We start from the raw sequence: 24,080 nt of genomic DNA, 5'->3' as shown, positions 1-24,080 counted from the left end.
TAAAGATTTCACCTACCAGCATCACAAAAAATTTTATTTTTTAAAGGAAAACATCATGACTAAAGTAGCTGTTGTATTTCATAGTGGTTATGGCCACACTGTTAAACAGGCTGAAGCCCTCGCTAAGGGTGCTAATGGCACATTAGTAGCTATTGATGCTGAAGGTAACATTACTGATGCACAGTGGGAAACCTTAAATACTGCTGATGCCATCGTATTTGGATCACCAACCTACATGGGTACAGTGAGTTGGCAGTTCAAGAAATTTGCAGATGCAAGTTCTAAGCAATGGTTTTCACAGCAGTGGAAAGATAAGGTTTTCGGTGGCTTCACTAACTCTGCCACGATGAATGGTGATAAGCATTCCACCTTGCATTACTTCTTCACTCTCGCTATGCAACATTCTGGCATTTGGGTGGGCACTGGTTTAATGCCTTCAAACTCCAAAGCTGCGAAGCGTGATGATGTGAACTATGTAGGTTCGTCCGCTGGTGCAATGATGCAAACACCTTCAGATGCAAGTGCAGATGAGGTGAATGTGGGCGATTTAGAAACGGCACGCCTCTATGGCGAGCGTATTACCAAGATTGCTGGCCAACTAAAAGCAAATTAAGAATTAGTAATCGAAAAAATTGGGGAAATGATGAAGCAGCTCATTGGTATACAAGGTAATGATCAAGGTCACTGGGTTGGCGATGGCTTTCCTGTGCGCACTTTGTTCTTCTATCAAGACTTAGGAAAGCAGATGAGCCCATTCTTGATGCTGGACTATGCGGGTCCCGCGGAGTTTCCCCAGACAGCTGAACGTAAGGGCGTAGGCTCGCACCCCCATCGCGGTTTTGAAACGGTTACGATTGTTTATGATGGAGAAGTAGCGCACAAGGATTCTACTGGTCAGGGCGGCATTATTGGTCCTGGTTATGTGCAGTGGATGACGGCTGGCTCTGGCATCTTGCATGAAGAGTTTCATTCTGAAGGGTTTGCTAAACGTGGTGGAACTCTAAACATGGTGCAATTGTGGGTCAATTTGCCGGCCAAACTCAAAATGACCAAGCCAGCTTATCAGGCCATTCTGGATAAACAAATCCCTAGAGTTGATTTGAAGGAGGGATCGGGGCAAGCCCGCATCATCGCTGGAGAGCTAGATGGTTATCAAGGACCTGCGCATACCTTTACACCGATGAGTGTGATTGACCTGAAGCTAAAAAAGGGTTCAATCAGTATCCCTGTATCTGAGGGTTGGAATGCATCTCTAGTCGTACTTAAGGGCGCCATTGAAGCAGGTGAGGGAGTGGTGGCCAAGGATGCACAGATGTTGATGTTTAGCAATCAAGGTCAGGACATTCAAGTTAATGTGCTCGAAGACTCTATTGCCTTGCTACTGAGTGGGGAGCCCATTGATGAGCCCATTGTTGGTTATGGCCCCTTTGTTATGAATACCAAAGAAGAGATAGCTCAGGCAATGCAAGATTTTAATAGTGGGGGCTTTGGAAGAATTGCCCACTAAGAAGATGCTTGAACTGTAAAAAAATCCGTTTGACTTCTATGTTTAGCTGTGTACAAAATTCATTATTTAAATCAAGGTGTTACACAGACTGGTTTAGAAAAGTGTGTTCAAATATCTGTTGTAGAAAAGGATATTTGTCCCACTTCATGTTTGACTCAAAAGATTTTTATACTTTGCGTTTGCTTTCGCTACTGTCTGCGGGGCTTCTTTCTGCCTGTGCGGTAGGTCCAGACTTCAAGCAGCCAGATGCTCCAAATACATCTAGATATACCGAAACTACAATCCCTCAGAAATTAGCTACTGCACCTGGGGTACCTGGCGGAACTGACCAAGAGTTTATTGAAGGCGCAGATATTGAGGCTCAGTGGTGGGAGTTATTCAAGTCTCCAGAGCTTGATGTATTGATTAAAAAAGCTTTGCAGCAAAATCCAAACTTAGGTGCTGCAGATGCTGCACTACGTGCGAGCCAAGAAAATGTGAGCGCACAAATTGGTGGGCAGTATTTCCCAGCCATTGGTTTAAATGGCGGTGCCACACGGCAATTACAGCCTGCTGCAATTTATGGCTTACCTTTTGGATCCGACACTTACAACCTCTATAACGCTTCTGTAAATGTCACTTATAAGTTAGATGTCTTTGGTGGCGCTCGCCGTGCAGTTGAAAGTGCTAGAGCAAAAGAGGAAATTGCGCAGTTTCAGTTAGAAGGTGCCTACCTTTCTTTGACCGCCAATATCGTTACCGGCGCAGTGCGAGAAGCTGCTTTGCGTGCACAAATGCAGGCAACCGAAGAAATTTTGAAGGCACAAACGAATTTAGCTGAGGTAACAGAAAAGCAATTGGCAATTGGTACGGTTTCTCGAGTGGATGTGACATCACAAAGAACGTTAGTATCTAACTCGCAAGTCGATTTATTTACCTATGAACGCAATCTTTCGTTTGCGCGTAATCAGCTGGCAGTATTGGTGGGCGAGTTACCTAGTAATGCCAACATTACCAAGTTTGACTTGAAATCTTTGCATTTGCCAGAGAAGCTGCCACTCTCAGTGCCATCGAGCTTGGTGCGTCAGCGTCCAGACGTGCGTGCAGCAGAGGCGCAACTCAAGGCCACCAATGCTTTGGTAGGTGTTGCTACTGCCAATTTATTGCCACAATTTAATATCACTGGCGCTATAGGTTCCGCAGCATTAACAAGCTCAGCCTTGTTTGGGCCGAATGCCACTCTATGGTCTATTGCTGGTGGCATCTTCCAGCCACTCTTTCAGGGCGGACAGTTATTGGCGCAACGCCGTGGTGCAATGGCTAATTACGAACAGGCAGTTTTTCAATATCAAGCTACTGTGCTCAAGGCTTTTCAAGAAGTGGCTGACTCCTTGCGTGCTTTAGAAACTGGTGCTCAAGCATTAAAGTCTGCATCAGATGCTGAACGCTACGCTTATGAAACTTTAGATTTGGTACAGCAGCAATACAAGCTGGGTACTGCCAGCTATTTGGCTGTCCTCTATTACCAAAATCAATATCAAATTGCTAAGGTCAAATCCGTTTCTGCGCAAGCAACCCGATTCTCTGACACGGCAGCATTATTTGCAGCATTGGGCGGCGGTTGGTGGAATCGTACCGGCCCAGCCTTTCAACCAAAAGCCATAGCGAACAAAGATCAAAATGAAACTTCTGGAAACAATTAAAACCAAAGTAACTGCTATTGCAGTTGCCTTATGGGCTTGGATGCTTGCGAAGGCGATCGAGTGGAAACTTCGCGAGAGACTCATTGCTCTTTGGGAAAAAATAAAGGGATTTTGGCTACGCTTGCGCGAACGGTTCATACGTAGCAAGATCAATGCAAAACTGCAGTCTATGACCCCCTTGGGTCGACGCATGACCATTATGTTGTGCGGTGTATTTTTGTTATTGGGCTTGATATTTGGATTCAATCAACTCAAGACCTTCATGATTAAGTATTTCATTGCTGGCATGGGCCTACCACCAGCAACAGTTTCTACGATGGTTGTGGAAACTTCAGCATGGCAACCCAAGTTATCTAGTGTTGGTAATGTGCGTGCATTTCGTGGTGTCGAGCTCAGCACTGAAGTTGGCGGCCTAGTACAACATGTTTCAATCAGATCAGGCATGGATGTTAAAGAGGGCGAGTTACTGATTAAGTTAAATGATGCATCTGATGTTGCTCAACTGAATTCTTTAAAAGCAATGGCAGATTTGGCTCAAGTAATAAATGAGCGTGATAGACAGCAGTTAGAGATTCAGGCGATCAGTAAGAACGTATTTGATACTAGCAAAGCGGATGCAAAGTCTAAGCAGGCTCAGGTAGAGCAGCAAACGGCTTTAGTTGCTAAGAAAAATTTAAAGGCCCCTTTTAGTGGGCGCGTTGGTATTGTGATGATCAACCCGGGTCAGTTTGTGAACCCAGGTGATAAGTTGCTTACCCTTCAAACCTTGGATCCGATTTTTGTGGACTTCAATCTTCCGCAAAGTAACGCTGAACAGATACAGGTTGGACAAGAAATTGTGGTGACTACCGATGCATTCAAGGGTGCAAGCTTCACTGGCAAGATTACTGCTGTCAGTCCGAAGGTCGATTCAAATACACGCAATATTCAGATAGAGGCTCAGTTAGCTAACCCAGATAAAAAGATCTTACCGGGCATGTTTGCTAATGTGAATATCAAGTTAGGCGATCAGTTGAAAATGCTGACCTTGCCACAAACGGCTGTGACCTATAACCCCTATGGCTCAACAGTTTTTATTGCCAAGCCAACTGGTAAAAAAGATAAACAGGGCAAGCCAGCACTTGAGGCTCAACAAGTTTTTGTCACTACTGGACCAACGCGTGGAGATCAGGTGGCGATTCTCAAAGGAATTGATGAGGGTGCGACAGTGGTCACTAGCGGCCACCTGAAGCTCAAAAACGGTACACCCCTGATCGTAAATAACAAGGTGTTACCAGCCAATTCACCAAACCCACAGCCACAGGAATAAGTCCTAGATGAATTGGACTGATATATTTATTCGTAGACCAGTGCTCTCACTGGTAGTGAGTGCACTCGTGCTGGTATTCGGTTTGAAAGCGGTGGGATCCTTGCCGGTGAATCAATACCCGCAAACCCAAAATGCCATTGTTACGATTACGACGGCCTACTATGGCGCTGATCCAGAGACTATTGCAGGATTTATTACTCAGCCCTTAGAGACAGCGATTGCTCAGTCTCAGGGCATTGATTATTTATCATCCATGAGCGTGAGTGGCCTTTCAACCATTACCGCTACTCTCAAGCTGAACTACGATTCGAATGCGGCATTGACGCAGATCCAGACCCAAATTAGCTCTGTCAAGAATCAACTGCCACCACAAGCCCAGCAACCTGTGCTGACTGTACAAATTGGTCAATCGACTGCCGCCATGTACATGGGTTTTTATAGTGACGATATTCCAAACAACGCGATTACCGATTACTTGTTGCGGGTAGTGAAACCAAAGCTGGATTCGATAGACGGTGTCCAGAACGCTGAAATTACTGGTGGCAGAAAGTTTGCTTTGCGCGCTTGGCTCGATCGCGAGAAGATGGCTGGGCTTGGTGTGGGCGCAGATGATGTCTATAGCGCTATGGCAGCCAATAACTACTTATCTGCAGTCGGTAGCACTAAAGGCGATATGGTTGCAGTGGATTTAGTGGCCGGCACTGATCTCCATACGCTTGATGAGTTCCGCAAGTTGGTTATCAAAAAAGATGGCATCAATATTGTCTATTTGGATCAAGTGGCCAGCGTGACTATGGGCTCCGAGGATTACAACACCAACGTCGCATTTAGCGGCAAGAGGTCCGTATTTATTGCGATTAAGGTGGCACCGCAGGCGAACTTACTCGATGTAGCTGCGCGGGTTCGTGCCGCAGTGCCTGATATTCAGAAGCAGTTGCCAACTGGCATGTCTGGAAAGGTGGTGTACGACTCTACTAAGTTCATTACTACCTCGATTGATGAAGTTGTAGCCACATTATTAGAAGCGCTATTAATTGTGACAGTAGTGATCTATCTTTTCTTAGGTAGTGCTCGCGCAGTTGCAGTACCGGTAATTGCGATGCCACTTTCTTTGATTGGTACATTCTTCCTAATGCAGGTCTTGGGTTACTCTATTAATTTACTGACGCTACTTGCTCTGGTATTAGCAATTGGCTTAGTGGTCGACGACGCCATTATTGTGGTCGAGAACGTGGACCGCCATATGAAGGAAGGCAAGTCTCCATTGGAGGCTTCTTTAATTGCTGCGCGTGAGTTGGGCGGGCCCATTTTGGCTATGACCATTGTGCTCATCGCAGTGTATATTCCGATTGGATTTCAGGGTGGTTTAACTGGCGCACTTTTTACCGAGTTTGCCTTTACCTTAGCAAGTGCGGTGGCAGTATCTGGATTGATTGCCTTGACGCTTTCTCCGATGATGTGTTCACGTATCTTTACTGAAGAACAAGAGGCCTCACCGTTTGTTCAAAAGATTGACCGTATTTTTGAAAAAGTTCACCACAGTTATCAAACTACTTTGCGTGAGCTTTTGAGCACTTGGCAGGTCATTATTGTGATGGGTGTGATTTTGCTAGGTGGGGTGGCTTATCTTTACTCCACCGCGCGTTCTGAATTAGCGCCAACAGAAGACCAGGGTATTGTGTTGATGCAGGCTTCGGGCCCGCCTAACAGTACAGTCAATCAGATGCAGACTTACGCTGATCAGATTTATCAAATATCAGCAGCGGAACCTGAGTATGAGCAGATGTTCCAGATCACCAGTCCAACGAGTAGCTTTGGCGGTGTCTTGCTTAAAGATTGGGATCAGCGCAGTCGCAATGCCACTAAGTTCCAGGAAGATATGCAGAGTAAGTGGAATTCGATCGCCGGTGCTCGCGTCGCCGCTTTCCAGTTTCCGGCATTGCCTGGTGCACAGGGCTTACCTGTGCAAGTAGTGATTAATACCACCGAGTCTTACGAATTGTTAAATGAGGTATCCCAAGCAGTTTTAGATAAGGCACGTCGTAGCGGCAACTTCTTTTTCGTTGACTCTGATTTGAAGATTGATAAACCACAGGATGTTTTGGAAATCGATCGTGAAAAAGTAGCTGCACTGGGAATGACTCAGCAGCAAGTAGGTAGTGCGCTATCTGCTGCTTTGGGTGGTGGCTATGTTAATTACTTCTCTGTTGCTGGACGCTCTTATCGCGTTATTCCACAAGTAAAGCAAGTGGACCGCTTAAACCCGGACCAAATCCTTGATTACTACATACGTACCCCGAGTGGACAGATGATTCAGGCTCGTACCATCGCAACAATTAAGCAAAGAGTAGTACCGCAGTCAATTAATCACTTTCAGCAGCTCAACTCGGCGACGATATTTGGCGTGAGCACCCCATTTATTTCTCAAGCAGATTTACTAGAGTTTATGCGTCAAACTTTGAAAGAGGTTGCGCCCAACGGTTACACCATGGATTACGCTGGCCCGTCCCGGCAGTTCATGGCAGAGTCGGGTGGTTTCTTGGTGACGATGTTCTTTGCAATCTTAATTGTGTTCTTGGTCTTGGCTGCGCAGTTTGAAAGTTTCCGTGACCCCATCGTCATTTTAGTTTCAGTACCACTCGCTTTATTTGGCGCGCTGATTTTTATTAATTTGGGGTTCACAACCTTAAATGTGTATACACAAGTTGGACTGGTTACGTTGATGGGGCTGATTAGTAAGCACGGTATTTTGATTGTGGAATTTGCTAATGAGCTACAAGAGGCTGGTCGCAGTAAGTTGGACGCCATCGTAGAAGCTAGTAGTGTACGTTTACGTCCGATATTAATGACGACTGCCGCAATGGTATTAGGCGTAGTACCTCTAGTGATTGCCTCTGGAGCGGGAGCCGCTGGCCGTCAATCGATGGGTATCGTGATCTTTACTGGTTTATCAATTGGTACGCTGTTTACACTTTTTGTAGTGCCTGCGATGTACTTATTTATTGGCGCCGATCACCATCAGAAAAAATTCAAGCAACAATAAGCTATTAGTAGCAGCAAAAAAAGAAAGGGTGAACTTGCTTCACCCTTTTCCATTGGAGACTCTCAATACTTATGCTCTGAGGGCTTTGCCTTATTTCACAATATTAAGTTCTTTTTCTGCAACCACGCTGTACTTAGTTTCTGCTTCTATGCGCTGCATCCATGTATCAATATTGTGTAAAGTGGGGCGAGGACCAGTTTGATCTGGAAAGGTTTGATTCAATAAAATCCAACGGCTTACGCAAAGTGCTAGCGGAATATCCCCAATACTGAATGTGTTTCCAGAGCAATAGTGCTGGCTTGCTAACTGTTGATCCAACAGGGTGAATAGTGCATTGCTATCTTGATAAGCCTTAAGAATTGCTTCCTTGTTTCGCTCATTTTCAGGCGTACGAGTTAGCCCCAAAAAGGCGATGCGTAAGGCTGGCCACATCGTTCCGAGTTGCCAGTCCATCCATTTCTCAGACTGATATTGAGAGGCAATATCGCTGCTTAGGCGCCTCGATTGATCATACTGACGAACTAGGTATCGCAAGATCGTGTTGGATTCCCAAAGCACAAGGTTACCGTCTTCTAAGGTTGGTACCAAGCCATTTGGATTAAGTGCTAGAAATTCAGGTGTACGATTTTTCCCAAAATGAAGGCCAGCATCAATGCGTTCAAAATCTTTACCTTCTTCTAGCCCCAACTCTGCAAGGCACCACAATACTTTTTGTACATTAATAGAACTTTTTCTTCCCCATAAGCGCATCATTTCAATTCCTATTTGAGTATTTTTAAAGTGATGAATCTAAACCCATAAATTTGCTGTGTGCAAATATGAGTGGATGACTTGCTGGAGCGTGCTTTAGGTTGAGGACTTTGGCAACAATGATGTTATGGTCGCCTCCGGTATGCACTGATACGGTCTCACATTCAAAGTAAGCGCAGCATCCTTCAATTTGAGTAAGCCCGCTTGCTGCAATTTTGTGAGGGATATTAACAAATTGATTTTCTTTCACGGTAGCAAAGTGCATCGCCATGGCTTCTTGCGAGCGTTCTAGTACATGAATTAATTGTTTGTGACCCACTTCAAAATTGGGCATCAAGTTTGAATGCTTCTTAAGGCTCCACAAAATCAGTGGTGGCTCCAAGGAAACCGTATTGAAAGAGCTGATGGTGATGCCATGAGCATGCTGGTTCGCATCTAGGCAGGTAATCACTGTGACCCCGGTTGCAAAGGAGGAGAAGCCCTTGCGGAGCTCTTGGGAGTTAAATGGGGTCATCTTGCTTATTTTTTTGGTGGCTTACTTTGTTGCAGCCGGAATGGTAGTGCCTGGAATCGGGATGAGAATTTCGTTCTCTTCAGCTTTTACGCATTTAAAGCGATATTCCTTACCGGCCTTAGAGAGGAAGCTGGCGCCTTGGTAAAAGTCATTCCTACAAGTTGTGCTGGCAAAATCCATCACATCTTGTGGCGTTGCGCTGGAAGTGATTAGACGCATATTACCCATAGACATATTAATTTGGCTCGATGAGCAGCCAACGAGCGCTAGACCACAAGTTATAGTTAATAGTAGAATTTTTTTCATGGAAACCTCCATAATCAGCAATGCTCGTTAGGATAAACCTATTATGTATTTGCTGTGGAGAATGCAGCGCTTTTAAAAGGAAGAGACATGTTTAAGGCTATTTTGGTAAATAAAGATGATCAAGGTTATCGGGCTGAGCTTGCTCAAGTCGATGAACTTAGCTTGCCTGAGGGCGATGTCAAGGTTAAGGTGCTCTACTCCACGCTGAACTACAAAGATGGCTTGGCAATTACTGGTAAAGGCCCGGTAGTGCGTAGTTTTCCGATGGTGCCCGGGATTGATTTTGCGGGAGAGGTTTTAGAGAGTGCTAGCCCAGAATTTAAAGTTGGCGACATGGTGCTGCTCAATGGCTGGGGCGTTGGTGAAGGTCATTGGGGCGGCTTAGCGCAGCAAGCACGTGTGAAGTCAGAGTGGCTCATTCCCTTACCCAAGGGCTTTACTGCTAAGCAAGCTTTGGCTATTGGTACTGCTGGTTACACCGCAATGCTGTGCGTGATGGCTTTACAAAAGCATGGCTTGAAGCCCAGTGATGGCGAGGTATTGGTGACTGGCGCTGCAGGTGGGGTCGGTAGTTTTGCCATTACTCTTTTGAGTAAGTTGGGCTTTACCGTGGTTGCCAGTACCGGGCGTATCTCTGAGGCTGATTATTTGAAGAAATTGGGCGCTAGTGAAGTGATTGATCGTGCTGCACTGTCGGCTCCTGGCAAGCCTTTAGCAAAAGAGCGTTGGGCGGCAGTGGTGGATAGCGTTGGTAGTCATACATTGGCTAACGCCTGCGCTCAAACCAAGAGCGATGGCGCAGTTGCCGCTTGCGGTCTTGCTCAAGGCATGGATTTTCCATCGACTGTTGCGCCATTCATTTTGCGTGGCGTAACTTTGTATGGCATTAATAGTGTGACAGTAGCAAAAGCAAAGCGTATTGCGGCTTACGAGCAGTTAAGTAAGTTGGTAGATCTCAAAACTTTAGAAGAGATCTCTCACGAAATTCATTTAGAAGATTCTATAAAGTATGCTGCAGAGCTGATGGCTGGCAATGTGCGCGGCCGTTTAATTGTGGATGTAAACAAATAAGCATTTCGGAATGAACAGTGCTTATTGTGGAGCTTGAGGTTTTCGTGCTTTCAGTTTTTCTAAAACCTCAAGCTTATTTGAGTTAGAAAGTTCAGACCAGTCGGCAATCTCAGGGAGCGTGCGATAGCAACCACGGCAAAAACCATTGTCGGGGTTGATGTCACACCAGTTGATGCAAGGTGATGGAACTGTTATCAAAGCAAACCTAAAATAAAAATAGATGAATACTAAAAACCAATCCAGCGATCTGAGCTCTATTCATTATCCCCTAGCAGATGCTTTACCGGAAGCGGGCAGCTCTATAGAGCTTGCACCTGGTGTGCGCTGGCTGCGGATGCGCTTGCCGTTTGCTTTGGATCACATCAACCTATGGTTGCTACGGGATGAGTTTGAAGGCGTTCAAGGCTGGACTATCGTGGATTGTGGCATTGCTAATGATGAGACAAGAGCAGCCTGGGATCAGATCTTTACTACTCAACTAGAAGGCTTGCCAGTGTTGAGGGTGATTGTGACCCATATGCACCCAGACCATATCGGACTCTCTCAATGGCTTTGTGAGAAGTGGCAAGCACCACTCTGGATCTCTATGACAGACTATTTAACTGCGCAATGGCTTAGCCATAAAGAAGGTGGAGCTGCGGTTGGTGCACGCGCTGGCGGTGGGGGCTCTGCAGACCACTTTCAAAAGCATGGACTCATTGCAACAGAAGATCTAGAAAAAATTCGTGCTCGCTCGAATTACTACAGCAATATGGTTCCGGGTGTGCCACGGCAATATCGCCGCATCATTGATGGTGAAATGATTTTGATTGGCGGACATGAGTGGCAAGTGATCATGGGATTTGGTCATGCACCTGAGCATGCCTCATTATTTTGTAAAGATTTGGGAGTATTGATTTCTGGAGACATGCTGTTGCCGCGCATTTCTACTAATGTCAGCGTTTACGATGCAGATCCAGATGCGGATCCCTTGGGTCTGTATTTGAGCTCCTTGGATCGATATCTACCTCTGCCCGACGACACTCTAGTGCTGCCATCTCATGGCAAGCCCTTTACAGGAATGAAGCCGCGGATTGATCAGTTGAAAGCGCATCACGATGAGCGCTTGGCAGAAACTCTTGGAGCATGTGAAAAACCGGCAACTGCTCGTGAGATAGTGCCGGTTTTATTTAGGCGTGAACTAGATATTCACCAAATGACATTTGCTATGGGCGAGGCTATTGCCCATCTGAATTACCTACTTCGTCGAGGAAAGTTGAGTCGCCAGCTTTCCGACGACGGCGTGTTGCGGTTTTGCGTGGTTTAGAAGCTTTTGTTTCGGAATCTTTAGGGGCTTCACCAGTGGCAGCAGTGGCGCTTGCTGAAACGGCATCCCCAAAGGATTTGAGTGCCATCATGGTGGCATGCTGCACTTCTAGCCCCTGAATGGTGGACTTTAAAATATTGAGGTTGAGGTTAAGCCAGTTTTCAACGCTTTTCAAATCTTTGATGCGCTTTTCAAGTTCGTCGGTATCAAGTCCTGGAAATGCTGAGCCAAACCCCCCAGCAGCCTTTGAGGCGTCCGTGGTAAAGGGAAATTGCCCTGGCGTTTGCCCTCCCACTCCCTGACCCCACATGGTTTTCATCATTTCAAGGCTTTGATTGAATTCTGGGATAGTTCCAAACATAGCGGTGGCTCCGGGTCAGATAAAAGTGGCTTATTGCCAATACAATAGAGGATTCTAGAGATTATTCCCGGTTACGCAATGCAATCTAATGGTTTATCCCAGCCTTATACCCGTGGTCAGGCACTTCCTGAGCTACTAAAGCAGCGCATTCTGATTTTGGATGGCGCTATGGGCACCATGATTCAGCAATACAAGCTGAGTGAGGCGGATTACCGCGGATTGCCTGCTAGCAAACGCTTTGAGAGTCATCCAGGTGACATTAAGGGCAATAACGAACTCTTGGTGCTCACTCAAGCTCAAATTATTAGCAAGATTCATGAGCAGTATTTAGATGCCGGTGCAGACATTATTGAGACTAATACCTTTGGCGCTACTTCAGTTGCGCAAGAGGATTACAAGATGGCTGATTTGGCTCGTGAGATGAATGTGATCTCCGCTCAATTGGCCCGCGCTGCTTGTGAAAAATACTCTACGCCAGATAAGCCACGTTTTGCAGCTGGTGCAATTGGACCTACACCAAAGACCGCAAGTATTTCTCCGGATGTAAATGATCCGGGTGCGCGTAATGTGACGTTTGACGTATTGCGAGCTTCCTATCGAGAGCAGATTGAGGGTCTCTTTGAGGGCGGTGTTGATTTATTTTTAGTCGAAACTATTTTCGACACACTCAATGCCAAGGCTGCATTGTTTGCTTTAGATGAGTTCTTTGAAGAAACCGGTGAGCGTTTGCCGGTGATGATTTCAGGTACGGTCACGGATGCTTCTGGTCGAATTTTATCCGGTCAAACAGTGGAAGCATTTTGGAATAGCTTGCGCCACATTAAACCACTCACCTTTGGCTTGAACTGCGCCTTAGGTGCAGCGCTGATGCGCCCTTACATTGCTGAGCTATCCCGCATCTGCGATGTTGCAGTATCTTGCTATCCCAATGCCGGTTTACCCAATCCCATGAGTGACACAGGTTTTGACGAAACTCCGGACATTACTTCTAGCTTGGTTGATGGTTTTGCAAAAGATGGCTTGGTAAACCTAGTGGGTGGTTGCTGTGGAACTACGCCAGATCATATTCGTGCAATCGCTAATGCAGTTGCGCAGCGTAAGCCGCGACCCTTCTATCGCGAGAGTACGGAGTTGTCAGCATGAGTAAGACTGTAAAAGTAATGCCACCAATGAAGCTCTCAGGCCTAGAGCCTTTTAACGTTACAGCCGATGTTCGCTTTGTCAACATTGGCGAGCGTACTAACGTAACAGGCTCCAAAGCATTTGCGCGCATGATTTTGAATAATCAATTTGATGAGGCTTTGGTAGTTGCAAGGCAGCAAGTTGAAAATGGTGCTCAAGTGATTGACATCAATATGGATGAGGCGATGTTGGATTCTGAAGCGGCGATGACACGCTTTTTGAATTTGATTGCCTCAGAGCCAGATATTGCTCGTGTACCGATCATGATTGACTCCTCTAAATGGAGTGTCATTGAGGCGGGTCTAAAGTGCATTCAGGGCAAGCCGATTGTGAACTCGATTTCACTCAAAGAGGGTGAAGAGCCGTTTAGAAAACAAGCACGCTTGATTCGTCGTTACGGCGCAGCATCTGTAGTGATGGCATTTGACGAAGTAGGTCAAGCAGATACTTTCAAGCGCAAAACAGAAATTTGTCAGCGCTGCTATCAAATTCTAGTTAATGAAATCGGCTTTCCAGCAGAAGATATTATTTTTGATCCCAATATCTTTGCAATTGCTACCGGCATTGAAGAGCACGATAACTATGCAGTCGATTTTATTAATGCTACACGCTGGATAAAAGAAAATCTGCCAGGCGCGAAAGTGAGTGGCGGTGTTTCGAATGTTAGCTTTTCATTCCGAGGTAACGATCGCGTACGTGAAGCTATTCATACTGTCTTCCTGTATCACGCTATTCAAGCTGGTATGGATATGGGCATCGTTAATGCGGGGCAGCTTGGCGTCTATGCTGACTTGGATCCTGAATTGCGTGAGCGTGTTGAGGATGTGGTGCTCAACCGCTTTAAAGAAAAAGACGGTAAGACCCCAACTGAGCGCTTGTTGGATATCGCTGACCAATTTAAGGGCGGCGGCGCAAAGCAAGTAGAAAATTTGGTGTGGCGTGAAGCTCCGGTGCGTGAGCGTTTAACCCATGCTTTGGTACATGGAATTACCACCTTTATTGAGGGTGACACTGAAGAGCTGCGCGCGCAAATTATGGGTGCAGGTGGTCGTCCAATCGAGGTCATTGAAGGCCCCCTGATGGATGGTATGAACGTCGTTGGAGACTTATTTGGCGCCGGTAAAATGTTTTTGCCTCAAGTGGTTAAGAGCGCACGCGTGATGAAGCAAGCAGTTGCAATTCTAATTCCTTATATTGAGGAAGAGAAGCGTCTACACATTGCCTCTGGCGGCGAAGCAAAAGCTAAAGGCAAGATTGTGATGGCGACTGTTAAAGGTGACGTGCACGATATTGGTAAAAACATTGTGACGGTGGTGCTGCAATGTAATAACTTTGAAGTTGCTAATATGGGTGTGATGGTGCCCTGCTCAGAAATTCTGAAGCGGGCCAAAGAGGAAAAAGCAGATATTGTTGGCTTGTCTGGTTTGATCACGCCATCTCTAGAAGAGATGACCTACGTTGCTCAAGAGATGCAGCGTGATGACTATTTCCGTGAGCGTCAAATTCCGCTCATGATTGGTGGCGCTACAACATCCCGTGTGCATACCGCAGTCAAGATTGCGCCGCATTACGATGGACCGGTAGTCTATGTGCCTGATGCCTCCCGCTCTGTGTCTGTAGCATCAAGCCTTCTATCAGATGAAAGCGCCAAGAAATTTATTCAAGATCTACGCGATGACTACGTACGTATTCGTGAGCAGCATGCCAATAAGAAGGCATCTCCAACTATTTCACTAGAAGCTGCACGTAAGAATCGCGAGTTGATTGATTGGACTCATTACGTGCCTGAGAGGCCTAAGTTTATTGGGCGTCGTGTTTTCAAGAATTTCGCTTTGAGTGACATCGCTAAATACATTGATTGGACACCATTTTTTCAGACTTGGGATTTGGCTGGTAAGTTCCCGGCAATCTTGGATGATGAAGTTGTTGGTGTAGAGGCGCGTAAGGTATTTGAAGACGGCCAGGCGCTATTGGATAAGTTGATTAAGGGTCAGTGGTTACAAGCTGATGCTGTAGTAGCTTTCTACCCGGCAAACGCGATAGGTGATGATATTGTTTTGTACAGTGATGAATCGCGCGAGCATCCATTATTTGTTTGGCATAACTTGCGTCAGCAGGCTGAGCGACCAGTTATCGATGGAGTCCGTCGGCCTAATCGCTGCCTAGCAGACTATGTAGCGCCGAAAGATTCACATGTGGCTGATTATCTGGGTTGCTTTGCTGTGACAACTGGCCACGGGGTCGAGAAAAAAGTGGCTGAGTTCCATGCGAAGCATGATGACTACAGTGCAATCATGTTGCAATCTTTAGCCGATCGTCTAGCAGAAGCATTTGCAGAGTTGATGCATCACCGTGTTCGTACCGATCTTTGGGCTTATGCGACTGATGAGATTCTGACGAACGATCAGATGATTAATGAAGAATATCGCGGCATTCGTCCGGCCCCAGGATATCCAGCTTGCCCTGCACATGAAGTGAAAAAAGATCTATTGCGCGTCATTGGTTCAGAAGATATTGGTATGACCTTGACCGAATCGATGGCCATGAATCCAGCTTCTAGTGTCAGTGGTTTTTATCTGGCGCATCCGGACGCACGTTATTTCAATGTGGGTAAGTTGTCAGCAGATCAGATTGAAGATCTTGCTAAGCGCCGTAATGAGCCCATTGAAGACATTCGTCGTCAGTTGGCAAGCTCGATAGACTAAATTGAATTTAGCTGGAGTGGGATGTAGCCTTTAAACGCCCCACATCACCGGTTCATCTTTGGCTTTAGCTTGTTTCATAAGCTCTAGAAAGGGGTAAGCGCGCTGGCCTAGCCTATCGGCAAGCTTTCGTTTTTCAGTGCTTTCTTGGGTCGTTGCATTACTTTTAGCCCGCTCTTCCAAGTCTTTCAGAATAGCAGTTTCTAGGTCGATGATGAGGGTTGGTAGTTGCTCCACCGTCAAAATTCCTCTGGGCTCTAATGGACGGCCCAAAATGTCAAAGATTCGCTGGGTGAGATCAGCTAGCATGATGACGTCAGGGCCCGCTTTGGAGCGAAATTGATAGATCATTTCAATAGCTTACCACCTGATAAACTCACTTATCTATGTTGTTAACTAATAAAAATCGTTTAATTGAAATGCTGAGTGCGGCTCTTCAGGGTCTTGCCCAAGAGCGTGGTTTGGGCGATACCCCCGCGCCTCGCTTAGAGCGTCCTAAGGCGGTAGACCATGGGGATGTCGCTTGCAATATTGCACTTCAGCTTTCCAAGGCTTGGAAGTTAAATCCTAGGGAATTGGCACAAGCTCTGCTTGAGCGTTTAGAGCAGCAGCCTGGCTATAGCGATCTCATTGCCTCCTGCGAAATTGCAGGGCCTGGCTTTATTAATTTTCGCCTCAGCAATGCCGCTAAAACTGTTGTGGTGCAAGAAGTCCTCACCTCGGGATCTCAGTTTGGTCAGCTAGCGTCAGAGTCAGCCCCAGTTGCTAGCGCCATGATTGAGTTTGTATCTGCTAATCCTACTGGCCCACTACATGTGGGTCATGGTCGACAAGCTGCGCTAGGCGATGCGTTAGCAAATCTATTGGCAACTCAGGGTATTAAGGTGCGCCGCGAGTTTTATTACAACGATGCTGGAGTCCAGATTGCAAACTTGGCGCTCTCAGTGCAAGCTCGATTAAACGGACTTAAACCAGGTGATGCCACTTGGCCGGAGAGTGCTTATAACGGTGAATATATTGCGGAGATTGCGGCTGCTTTTAAGGATTCATCTCAATATCAAGATGATCTTGAAGCCATTCGTCAATTTGCTGTTGCGTATTTACGCAATGAACAAGATATTGACTTAAAAACATTTGGCGTGAAGTTTGACTGCTATTACTTAGAGTCCTCCTTGTATACCGATGGCAGTGTTGCAAAAATTGTCGAAGAGCTGCAGAGCATTGGCAAGACCTATGAGTCTGAGGGCGCGCTTTGGCTCAAGACAACAGATGATGGCGATGATAAAGATCGCGTCATGCGTAAGTCTGATGGTAGCTTTACCTACTTTGTGCCTGATGTTGCCTATCACACCAGTAAATGGAATCGGGGCTTTAAAAAAGTAATTAACGTCCAAGGGAGTGATCACCACGGCACTATTGCCCGTGTTCGCTCGGGCTTACAGGGTGTGGCACAGAAGCGTGGTTGGAATATTCCGAAAACCTACCCTGACTACGTATTACACAAGATGGTGACGGTGATGCGGCACGGCGAAGAAGTCAAAATTTCTAAACGTGCCGGTTCCTATGTGACTGTGCGTGACTTGGTTGAGTGGTCTGGAGGTGTTACACCAGAGATGACAGCTGATGAGCGTGAACTAGCCCTTCAGCGTGGAAGAGATGCCGTGCGTTTCTTCCTTATCTCCCGTAAAGCTGATACAGAGTTTGTCTTTGATGTTGATTTGGCATTACAGCAGAATGATGAGAATCCCGTGTTTTATGTGCAATATGCCCATGCGCGTATTTGTTCAATTCTGACCCAATGGGGTGGAAAAGTATCAGACCTAAAAGACGCAGACCTCTCCCTGTTGCAAAGTAAAGCCTCGGATCATTTGTTGCGTCGTTTAGCTGAATATCCAGAAATGCTTACTGATGCGGCTGCAGATTTAGCGCCACATGCTTTAGCTTTTTACTTGCGTGATTTAGCAGGAGACTTTCATACTTTCTATAACGCAGATCGCGTCTTAGTAGATGATCCCGCATTAAAATTGGCGCGCCTTGCATTGCTCCTAGCAACGCGTCAAGTGCTTGAAAATGGATTAAAAGTATTAGGTGTATCAGCACCCGCTAAGATGTAAGCTGTAGTAATTGCCAGCGCTTAAGAAGTAAAAAGAAGGATGGGGATACGATGAAAAAAAATAATCAATACACTAGCTTTACGCCAAAGACCCAGTCTTCGAGCCCGGAGTATGGCGGTACTATTCTTGGCTTTATCTTAGGGTTGGGTGTTGGCCTTGGCGTCGCTTTTGTGATTGCCTTCTACCTTTCCAAAAATACGCCGCAAGAGCGCCCTGGAGTCAGAGCCCCCAATCTCCCTTTAATCATTAAGCCGGGATCAGCGCCGGCAGAAGGTGAGGTGACTGCTCCAGCAGAGGCTCTAGATTTGAATAAACCACTACAAGGCAAGTCAGCTGCACCCGTAGCGAGTGCGCCAGATCCAATTGCTGATGTGGCTAATGGTAAAAAGCCGGCAGAACCAGCTCCAGCAGCAAAATCGGATGCAATTTATTTCTTACAGGTAGGTGCCTTTAATAAGCGTGCCGATGCAGATGCACAAAAAGCGAGTTTAGCGATTCAAGGTATTCAATCTCAATTAAGTGAGATTAATAGTGAGGGCAATACGCTTTGGCGTGTACGTGTTGGCCCATACAACAGTGTTGACGAAAGCAATCCCGTGCGTGATAAGCTCAATGGCATGGGCATTAAACCGAGTGTCATTAAATCTAGCAAATCATGATTACATTATCTAAATCTAAAAGAACCCTTTTATCTGCCACTATTCTCGGCTTAGCATTTTCTTTTTCAGGCCTTGCTACTGCACAAAGCCCTAAGATTGAAGAGGGGTTTGATTATCGTATTTTACCTACCCCTCAGCCAGTTGAGGCCAAAGGCAAGGTCGAGGTTATCGAATTCTTTTGGTATGGTTGCCCGCATTGTTATGATTTTGAGCCAGAGCTCAATGCATGGCTTAAGCGCCAAGCAAAGGATGTGACATTCCGTAAAGTGCCTGTTGCTTTCCGTGATGATTTCATGCCGCACAGTCAGCTGTTCTATGCCTTAGAGTCCATGGGTAAGAGCGAGGCGATGAATGACAAAGTCATGTATGCCATGCACAAAGAAAATAAGCGCCTCATGACAGAAAATGAGATCGCCGATTGGGTGGCCTCACAAGGTATCGATCGCAATACTTTCTTGGCTGCCTATCGCTCATTTGCCGTTGTATCAAAAGCTCGTGCTGCAAGACAGATGGCTGATGCTTATCGCATTGATGGCGTGCCAACGATTGTGATGCAGGGTCGCTATGTAACATCCCCATCTATTGCTGGAACCAAGGCAAAAGCAATTGCTGTAATGGAGTACTTGGAGCAAAAAATCCGCAAGGATAAGTACAAGTAATTCTGGATCTTATATTTTGACGAAGCGTCGGATAATCCAGAAGTAAAGCGGGTAGGGCAGGATTCTGAGGAATTTTAAGAATCCTGAAAACCGCTTAGGGAAGTGAATATCAAATTCTCCAGCCTGAAGTCCTGCAAGGATTTTTTGAGCGGCCTCATCGGCAGTGATGAGCGCTGGCATCTCAAAATCATTCTGTGCAGTAGCCTCTGTTACAACAAATCCTGGTGAAATCATATGCACGCTTACGCCCTGCGGAAGTAAGTCGTAATACAGGGTTTCACAGAAATTAATAATTCCTGCTTTACTTGGCCCATACGCTAAGGCTTTAGGTAGTCCACTATATCCCGCGACGCTACCAACGATAGCAATATGACCAGCATGCGCTTTGAGCATATCAGGCATAACAATGCTGACTGCCCGCATGGGGCCGAGCAGATTGGCATCAATTGTTTTCTGTGCAATATCAAATTCAAAATTATCAGCACGTAAGGGGGTGTATACGCCCGAGACAAACAACAGTAGATCTAAGCCACCCCAAGCCTCTAGGATTCTTCGGTAGGCAGAGGCCAACTGCTCTTGGTGAGTGACATCTAGTGGGAGCGCCAAAGCCTGTTCTGGCGTAGCAGATTGTGCGAGAGTATCTAGCCGCTCGGCACGACGGCTAGAGAGGGCGACTTTTGCGCCCGCCTTGATAAAAGCTTTTGTGCAGGCCTCGCCAATACCGCTGGAAGCCCCAATGACCCAAATTCGTTGATTAACAAATGAATCTATCCCTTTTTGTTTCATGGGCGTAGTGCATCACTTGAATGAATGACATCTTTATGTTTGAGGGTGTATTGCACTACATCAATATTCTTTTCAGAAAATCCAGCGGCGCAATACATGAGATAAAAATTCCAGAGCCTAATAAATGCCTCATCGAAACCAAGGCGATAAATTTCTTCAATCTTGTGATTGAAGCTATCACGCCATAGGCATAAGGTTTTGGCATAGTCAGCGCCAAAGGCAAACTCTGCCTCAAGCTCTAAACCTGCACTAGCCGCAGCAGCTTTAAATTTAGTAGGAGAGGGGAGCATGCCTCCTGGAAAAACATACTGCTGAATAAAGTCGGTACTTTGGCGATAGCGATCAAATAAATCATCTGCAATTACGATAGTTTGGATGCAAGCCCGACCACCTGCTTTGAGTCGTTTTGCAACTGTTTGAAAGTATTCAGTCCAATGGTTTTCACCAACCGCTTCAAACATTTCAATAGAGGCGATGCCATCAAATTGCTCTTGACAGTCCCGATAGTCTTGCAACCGAACCTCAAATTGCTTTGTATTGGGGATTTCTGCAGAGATTTTTTTAAGTCTAGAGTCTGCAAACGCCTTTTGTTCAGTCGACAATGTCAGACCCGTGACTTGATTGCCATTGCGTAAGGCTTCTTCCATAAAGCCGCCCCAACCACAACCTATCTCTAGGAGTTGATCCCCTTCCTTAGCGTGGATGGAGTCTAAGATACGTTTAATTTTTGCACGCTGAGCGTCCATGAGTGATTGCTTATCACCCTCAGAGAACCATGCACTCGAGTAGCTCATTGTGGGGTCTAGCCAGAGTGTGTAGAAGGCGTTACCCAAGTCATAGTGCGCATGAATATTTTTACGGCTTCCGGATTTAGAGTTGTCTCTAAACCAATGTCTCAGACGATAGGCTATGGATCCAAGCCAGCTACCATAAATTGCTTTCTCTAGGATAGTGCGATTTCGAATGGCTAGCTCTAGAACCGCTTTGAGATCGGGTGTATTCCATTCACCCCGGATATAGCTTTCGGCAAAGCCGATATCACCATGAGATAAAACTTGTTTAAATACAGACCAATCTAAAACTTGAATTTCTGCATGAAGTTGGTCTGAGTTATTGCCAAACTCTCTTACTTCATTATTGGGAAGGGTGAGTACTAGATGCCCGCTGCGTAATTGAGCCAAAAGACCCAGTAGGGCCACTGTGCTTGCATTACCTTGCTGCAGTTTAGATTTTCGCCTTTCAGGGCGAGAGAAGGTGAGGCGAGAGAGCAGTGTTTGACCGGGGCGATTCATCGAGTAACTTCAAGTTCTGGTGGTTTAGGTTTTGAGTGAAAGGGTACACCTTTTAGCCATAATTTCAATGCCTGCCAGTGAATTCGACCAATGACACCCAAGCTCATAAGAGGGTAGCGCAGAAAGGCAAGATAGAGAGCGCTTTTAGTCAATGGCTGAGCTAGACCGCTAATACTGGTATTAATTAATGGAGCGCCGTCCTCGTGCAACTCAATCCGACAAACAATATTCCGCTTTGAATTGCTATCTTGGGGAAACAAAAAACGGAAGTGGTACTCCCCCCGGACGTCACAAAAAGGCGAGACATGAAATACCTTGTTGCTAATAAGCGTCTCTCCAGATTGCAGGGCTTTGCCGGAGTCATGATGAAGTAGATAGCAGTGCCGTTCGCCAAAGGTGTTATTCACTTCAGCGAGTACCGCATGAACTTGCCCATTAGTTCGGGTGCAGATCCAAAAGCTGACCGGATTAAAGACATAGCCGAGCACTCGCGGAAAAGTGTGTAGCCAAATCTCACCATCATCATGATGAGCGTGATTTTCTTTAAGGATCGATTCGATCCAGGACAGGCTGTTCTCATTGCCCAATCCATGGTCTTGGTCAAAAAAGGAAAAAAGTCCGAATTGTTTATCTTTCAGACCATGCTGACTGAGTAATGATGGATCATTTCTGCGTGCACGCATCGGAATGGATACAGTAAATACGCCGTAGCCAAACGCATTAATAGCGGGGCGAAAGCGTCGATGCTTTACAGCTCCAAAGTTAATCGTTGGCAAATTCATTTACTGAGAATCTTTAATGGGGTTTGATTTAGCTCGATGAGAAATGCTCTCCATGAGATCCATTGCTACCAATTCGCCTGAGCGCAGACCATCCTCATGAAAACCAAATCCTGTCCATGCTCCGCAATACCAGATCGAAGCATTGCCCTGAATTAAAGGGAGCTCCTTTTGTGCCTGCACAGCGCGCATATCAAAGACGGGATGTGAGTAATGGATTTCTTCATGCACCAATTTTGGATTGGGATCCGTCAATGGGTTCAAGCTCACAATAATTTGTGTGCCCTCGAATGCTTGGGGTAGGGGTTGTAGGCGGTTGATTAAATAATTCACGCTTACGTGTTGTTGCGAGGTCGGTGTTGCTCCAGATTTTGCGGTGTAATTCCAAGCAGCCCAGCAACGTTTAGTAGCGGGTAAGAAGTTGACATCTGTATGCAAAATTGCGCGATTTTTCTGGTAAGGAACCGATGCCAAAATATTGCGCGCGCCTTGTTCAATGCCATGAACCAACTCTAAAGTCTGATCGCTATGACATGCCATTACCACTTCATCAAACTGGTACAGCCCAGAGGATGTAATCACTTCGACTGGAGAGCCATCTGTTTTTTTCGCATTGACTCGAGAGACAGACTCTCGTACAAATTGCACTTGATGTTTTTCCAGTGCCGCTACCAAAAGTTTTACGTACTCGCGGGAGCCGCCTTTAACGGTCAGCCATTGCGGGCGATTTTGGATTTGGAGAAGACCATGGTTATGACAGAAGCGGACCATAGTCTGAATCGGAAACTCTAGCATCTGCTCAACAGAGCATGACCAAATAGCGCCAATCATTGGCAAAAAATAATTTTCTCTAAAGCTAGTGCTAAAACGATTGCGATCTAGAAAATCTTTAATGCGCTCATCTGGTTCTGAGTATTCTAGTTTGGCAGTAATTTGTTCTTCTGCGAGTCTAGTAGCGAGACGATTAAAGCGCAAGATGTCATAAGCCATTCTCCAGAATGATGGCGAGAACAAATTAGACCTTTGGCCAAAGAAGGAGTTGAGGTCGTTACCAGCCCATTCAATTTTTTTACTACGTCCTGTTTTTACTCCCGCATCAATAGATACTGAAAAAGACATTTCTGATGGCGCAATCGGAACCTGAATTTCTTCAAACAGACGAACTAAGCGAGGATAGGTTTTTCGATTAAATACTAAAAATCCAGTATCGACTCCATAGGTCATCTGGCCGTGAGGAGCCTCTAGTGTGAGATCGACAGTATTACTATGGCCACCAATATGCTTGCCACCTTCAAATAGGGTGATCTCCAAATCTGGATGCTGCCTTAATGCGTATGCACATCCTAGGCCAGAGATGCCAGCGCCAATGATGGCAACTTTTTTCTTACTCACTAAATTTTTTCTCCAAGAAGTTTCTCTATCTCACTGGTAATACTGGTGCTTGTTGGTTTTGTCATACTGCCAAACGAATCGACTACATTTCCATTTCGATCAATGAGGTACTTATAAAAATTCCACTTCGGTGTTGTCCCCGTTTTAGCTATCAGCATTTTAAATAGTGGATTTGGATTACTTCCGCTAACTGAGCTCTTGGCGAACATAGGGAATTTCACGTCATAGGTATTTTTACAGAAGTCTGCGATATCTTTATTACTACCCGGCTCTTGTTGGCCAAAATCGTTTGATGGAAATCCTAGTACAACTAAGCCGCGGTCTTTGTATTTGGCATACAACTTTTCAAGACCCTCGTATTGGCTCGTGAAGCCACAAAAACTGGCCGTATTAACAACCAAAATAACTTTGCCTTGGTATTGGCAAAGGCTTTGAGGTGCCTCATCCTGCAATCTTGGGAAGGTGTGCGATAGAAGTGTGCTGCAACTGCCAGCTGCGGGAGCTGCCTTTGCAAACGGCATTGCTATAAGCAAGAAAAGTAGTGCCAGTAAGTAACGCGGCATAGGGTGAATCATCTTAAGCCTTTGGGTGGGACGGGGATGCCCCAAGTCTAAGACATTCTGGCAAATATCGTTGAATTTAGCCCAATGCCATTAATATGACGCT

At 45.9% G+C, this 24,080-nt stretch carries 23 protein-coding genes; 12 read left to right on the top strand and 11 right to left on the bottom strand.

Features of this window, described 5'->3' with window-relative positions:
* Window positions 1-55: 55 nt before the first annotated feature.
* From ICN27_RS10005 to ICN27_RS09985, 5 genes are all read left to right on the top strand, one after another.
* A complete protein-coding gene (locus ICN27_RS10005; protein WP_216269903.1) occupies window positions 56-613 on the top strand; it encodes a flavodoxin family protein in 558 nt (185 codons plus the stop codon).
* A 30-nt stretch (window positions 614-643) separates the two neighbouring features.
* On the top strand, window positions 644-1,507 hold the full coding sequence (locus ICN27_RS10000) for a pirin family protein (protein WP_216269954.1): 864 nt from the start codon (window positions 644-646) through the stop codon (window positions 1,505-1,507).
* Window positions 1,508-1,653: 146 nt separating this feature from the next.
* Entirely contained in the window at window positions 1,654-3,189 is a 1,536-nt protein-coding gene (locus tag ICN27_RS09995; protein WP_216269902.1) for an efflux transporter outer membrane subunit, read from the top strand.
* 169 nt (window positions 3,190-3,358) lie between these two features.
* Window positions 3,359-4,498: an efflux RND transporter periplasmic adaptor subunit gene (locus ICN27_RS09990; protein WP_216269953.1), complete on the top strand. Its 1,140-nt coding sequence runs from the start codon at window positions 3,359-3,361 to the stop codon at window positions 4,496-4,498.
* Window positions 4,499-4,505: 7 nt separating this feature from the next.
* Window positions 4,506-7,541 carry an efflux RND transporter permease subunit gene (locus tag ICN27_RS09985; RefSeq protein WP_215308570.1) on the top strand — a complete coding sequence of 1,012 codons (3,036 nt, stop codon included), beginning with the start codon at window positions 4,506-4,508 and terminating at the stop codon, window positions 7,539-7,541.
* A gap of 90 nt (window positions 7,542-7,631) precedes the next feature.
* On the opposite strand, the gene ICN27_RS09980 is transcribed toward ICN27_RS09985, so the two are convergent.
* From ICN27_RS09980 to ICN27_RS09970, 3 genes are read right to left on the bottom strand one after another with little or no spacing between them, the layout of a single operon-like run.
* Complete coding sequence (locus ICN27_RS09980; RefSeq protein ID WP_215308569.1) at window positions 7,632-8,294, bottom strand: glutathione S-transferase family protein; 663 nt, start codon at window positions 8,292-8,294, stop codon at window positions 7,632-7,634.
* Window positions 8,295-8,316: 22 nt separating this feature from the next.
* Window positions 8,317-8,805, bottom strand: a complete 489-nt coding sequence (locus tag ICN27_RS09975; RefSeq protein ID WP_216269901.1) for a flavin reductase family protein — start codon at window positions 8,803-8,805, stop codon at window positions 8,317-8,319.
* A 21-nt stretch (window positions 8,806-8,826) separates the two neighbouring features.
* On the bottom strand, window positions 8,827-9,111 hold the full coding sequence (locus ICN27_RS09970) for a hypothetical protein (RefSeq protein ID WP_216269900.1): 285 nt from the start codon (window positions 9,109-9,111) through the stop codon (window positions 8,827-8,829).
* Between the two features lie 87 nt (window positions 9,112-9,198).
* Between ICN27_RS09970 and ICN27_RS09965 the strand changes: the two genes are divergently transcribed.
* Window positions 9,199-10,182, top strand: coding sequence for an MDR family oxidoreductase (locus ICN27_RS09965; protein ID WP_215308566.1), 984 nt, complete (start codon window positions 9,199-9,201; stop codon window positions 10,180-10,182).
* 21 nt (window positions 10,183-10,203) lie between these two features.
* On the opposite strand, the gene ICN27_RS09960 is transcribed toward ICN27_RS09965, so the two are convergent.
* Window positions 10,204-10,380 (bottom strand): DUF1289 domain-containing protein, encoded by a 177-nt coding sequence (locus ICN27_RS09960; RefSeq protein ID WP_215308565.1) that lies wholly within the window; start codon window positions 10,378-10,380, stop codon window positions 10,204-10,206.
* A gap of 22 nt (window positions 10,381-10,402) precedes the next feature.
* Between ICN27_RS09960 and ICN27_RS09955 the strand changes: the two genes are divergently transcribed.
* On the top strand, window positions 10,403-11,488 hold the full coding sequence (locus ICN27_RS09955; RefSeq protein ID WP_215308564.1) for an MBL fold metallo-hydrolase: 1,086 nt from the start codon (window positions 10,403-10,405) through the stop codon (window positions 11,486-11,488).
* On the opposite strand, the gene ICN27_RS09950 is transcribed toward ICN27_RS09955, so the two are convergent.
* A complete protein-coding gene (locus ICN27_RS09950; RefSeq protein ID WP_215308563.1) occupies window positions 11,400-11,849 on the bottom strand; it encodes a PhaM family polyhydroxyalkanoate granule multifunctional regulatory protein in 450 nt (149 codons plus the stop codon). The two genes, ICN27_RS09955 and ICN27_RS09950, sit on opposite strands and share 89 nt — an antisense overlap.
* Before the next feature lie 78 nt (window positions 11,850-11,927).
* On the opposite strand from ICN27_RS09950, the gene ICN27_RS09945 reads away from it, so the two are divergent.
* Together ICN27_RS09945 and metH are read left to right on the top strand one after the other, a co-directional pair.
* Window positions 11,928-12,992, top strand: coding sequence for a homocysteine S-methyltransferase family protein (locus ICN27_RS09945; RefSeq protein ID WP_215308562.1), 1,065 nt, complete (start codon window positions 11,928-11,930; stop codon window positions 12,990-12,992).
* Window positions 12,989-15,736 carry a methionine synthase gene (metH, locus tag ICN27_RS09940; protein ID WP_216269899.1) on the top strand — a complete coding sequence of 916 codons (2,748 nt, stop codon included), beginning with the start codon at window positions 12,989-12,991 and terminating at the stop codon, window positions 15,734-15,736. Before ICN27_RS09945 ends, metH begins: the two co-directional genes overlap by 4 nt.
* 30 nt (window positions 15,737-15,766) lie before the next feature.
* On the opposite strand, the gene ICN27_RS09935 is transcribed toward metH, so the two are convergent.
* Window positions 15,767-16,084, bottom strand: a complete 318-nt coding sequence (locus ICN27_RS09935) for a DUF1840 domain-containing protein (RefSeq protein ID WP_216269898.1) — start codon at window positions 16,082-16,084, stop codon at window positions 15,767-15,769.
* Window positions 16,085-16,119: 35 nt separating this feature from the next.
* Here ICN27_RS09935 and argS point away from each other — a divergent pair, with 35 nt between their 5' ends.
* Genes argS through ICN27_RS09920 form a run of 3 tightly spaced genes read left to right on the top strand, consistent with a single transcriptional unit; the run spans window position 16,120 to window position 19,165 of the window.
* Window positions 16,120-17,847 (top strand): arginine--tRNA ligase, encoded by a 1,728-nt coding sequence (gene argS, locus ICN27_RS09930; RefSeq protein WP_216269897.1) that lies wholly within the window; start codon window positions 16,120-16,122, stop codon window positions 17,845-17,847.
* 50 nt (window positions 17,848-17,897) lie between these two features.
* Entirely contained in the window at window positions 17,898-18,506 is a 609-nt protein-coding gene (locus ICN27_RS09925; RefSeq protein ID WP_215308558.1) for an SPOR domain-containing protein, read from the top strand.
* Window positions 18,503-19,165 carry a thiol:disulfide interchange protein DsbA/DsbL gene (locus tag ICN27_RS09920; RefSeq protein WP_216269896.1) on the top strand — a complete coding sequence of 221 codons (663 nt, stop codon included), beginning with the start codon at window positions 18,503-18,505 and terminating at the stop codon, window positions 19,163-19,165. The genes ICN27_RS09925 and ICN27_RS09920 overlap by 4 nt, the downstream gene beginning before the upstream one ends.
* Before the next feature lie 9 nt (window positions 19,166-19,174).
* Here ICN27_RS09920 and ICN27_RS09915 read toward each other — a convergent pair whose 3' ends face one another.
* Genes ICN27_RS09915 through ICN27_RS09895 form a run of 5 tightly spaced genes read right to left on the bottom strand, consistent with a single transcriptional unit; the run spans window position 19,175 to window position 23,977 of the window.
* Window positions 19,175-19,951: an SDR family oxidoreductase gene (locus ICN27_RS09915; RefSeq protein ID WP_216269895.1), complete on the bottom strand. Its 777-nt coding sequence runs from the start codon at window positions 19,949-19,951 to the stop codon at window positions 19,175-19,177.
* Window positions 19,948-21,243, bottom strand: coding sequence for a cyclopropane-fatty-acyl-phospholipid synthase family protein (locus tag ICN27_RS09910; protein ID WP_216269894.1), 1,296 nt, complete (start codon window positions 21,241-21,243; stop codon window positions 19,948-19,950). Before ICN27_RS09910 ends, ICN27_RS09915 begins: the two co-directional genes overlap by 4 nt.
* Window positions 21,240-22,025, bottom strand: a complete 786-nt coding sequence (locus ICN27_RS09905) for a DUF1365 domain-containing protein (protein ID WP_216269893.1) — start codon at window positions 22,023-22,025, stop codon at window positions 21,240-21,242. Before ICN27_RS09905 ends, ICN27_RS09910 begins: the two co-directional genes overlap by 4 nt.
* Entirely contained in the window at window positions 22,026-23,414 is a 1,389-nt protein-coding gene (locus ICN27_RS09900) for an FAD-dependent oxidoreductase (protein WP_216269892.1), read from the bottom strand. It abuts the gene before it with no gap.
* Complete coding sequence (locus ICN27_RS09895) at window positions 23,414-23,977, bottom strand: glutathione peroxidase (protein ID WP_370624510.1); 564 nt, start codon at window positions 23,975-23,977, stop codon at window positions 23,414-23,416. Before ICN27_RS09895 ends, ICN27_RS09900 begins: the two co-directional genes overlap by 1 nt.
* Window positions 23,978-24,080: the final 103 nt, after the last annotated feature.

Source organism: Polynucleobacter sp. Nonnen-W13 (genome assembly GCF_018881735.1).
Classification (GTDB): domain Bacteria; phylum Pseudomonadota; class Gammaproteobacteria; order Burkholderiales; family Burkholderiaceae; genus Polynucleobacter.
The sequence above is the reverse complement of the archived record's forward strand: the minus strand, read 5'-3'. Positions and strand labels throughout refer to the sequence as shown.

Bases quoted from the DNA above. Each gene is read 5' to 3' on its own strand.
- ICN27_RS09920 (WP_216269896.1), top strand. From the start codon at position 18,503: ATGATTACATTATCTAAATCTAAAAGAACCCTTTTATCTGCCACTATT.
- ICN27_RS10000 (WP_216269954.1), top strand. From the start codon at position 644: ATGAAGCAGCTCATTGGTATACAAGGTAATGATCAAGGTCACTGGGTT.
- ICN27_RS10005 (WP_216269903.1), top strand. From the start codon at position 56: ATGACTAAAGTAGCTGTTGTATTTCATAGTGGTTATGGCCACACTGTT.
- ICN27_RS09975 (WP_216269901.1), bottom strand. From the start codon at position 8,805: ATGACCCCATTTAACTCCCAAGAGCTCCGCAAGGGCTTCTCCTCCTTT.
- ICN27_RS09980 (WP_215308569.1), bottom strand. From the start codon at position 8,294: ATGATGCGCTTATGGGGAAGAAAAAGTTCTATTAATGTACAAAAAGTA.
- ICN27_RS09995 (WP_216269902.1), top strand. From the start codon at position 1,654: ATGTTTGACTCAAAAGATTTTTATACTTTGCGTTTGCTTTCGCTACTG.
- ICN27_RS09895 (WP_370624510.1), bottom strand. From the start codon at position 23,977: ATGCCGCGTTACTTACTGGCACTACTTTTCTTGCTTATAGCAATGCCG.
- ICN27_RS09925 (WP_215308558.1), top strand. From the start codon at position 17,898: ATGAAAAAAAATAATCAATACACTAGCTTTACGCCAAAGACCCAGTCT.
- ICN27_RS09905 (WP_216269893.1), bottom strand. From the start codon at position 22,025: ATGAATTTGCCAACGATTAACTTTGGAGCTGTAAAGCATCGACGCTTT.
- argS (WP_216269897.1), top strand. From the start codon at position 16,120: ATGTTGTTAACTAATAAAAATCGTTTAATTGAAATGCTGAGTGCGGCT.
- ICN27_RS09915 (WP_216269895.1), bottom strand. From the start codon at position 19,951: ATGAAACAAAAAGGGATAGATTCATTTGTTAATCAACGAATTTGGGTC.
- ICN27_RS09935 (WP_216269898.1), bottom strand. From the start codon at position 16,084: ATGATCTATCAATTTCGCTCCAAAGCGGGCCCTGACGTCATCATGCTA.
- ICN27_RS09945 (WP_215308562.1), top strand. From the start codon at position 11,928: ATGCAATCTAATGGTTTATCCCAGCCTTATACCCGTGGTCAGGCACTT.
- ICN27_RS09970 (WP_216269900.1), bottom strand. From the start codon at position 9,111: ATGAAAAAAATTCTACTATTAACTATAACTTGTGGTCTAGCGCTCGTT.
- ICN27_RS09985 (WP_215308570.1), top strand. From the start codon at position 4,506: ATGAATTGGACTGATATATTTATTCGTAGACCAGTGCTCTCACTGGTA.
- metH (WP_216269899.1), top strand. From the start codon at position 12,989: ATGAGTAAGACTGTAAAAGTAATGCCACCAATGAAGCTCTCAGGCCTA.
- ICN27_RS09965 (WP_215308566.1), top strand. From the start codon at position 9,199: ATGTTTAAGGCTATTTTGGTAAATAAAGATGATCAAGGTTATCGGGCT.
- ICN27_RS09910 (WP_216269894.1), bottom strand. From the start codon at position 21,243: ATGAATCGCCCCGGTCAAACACTGCTCTCTCGCCTCACCTTCTCTCGC.
- ICN27_RS09990 (WP_216269953.1), top strand. From the start codon at position 3,359: ATGACCCCCTTGGGTCGACGCATGACCATTATGTTGTGCGGTGTATTT.
- ICN27_RS09955 (WP_215308564.1), top strand. From the start codon at position 10,403: ATGAATACTAAAAACCAATCCAGCGATCTGAGCTCTATTCATTATCCC.
- ICN27_RS09950 (WP_215308563.1), bottom strand. From the start codon at position 11,849: ATGTTTGGAACTATCCCAGAATTCAATCAAAGCCTTGAAATGATGAAA.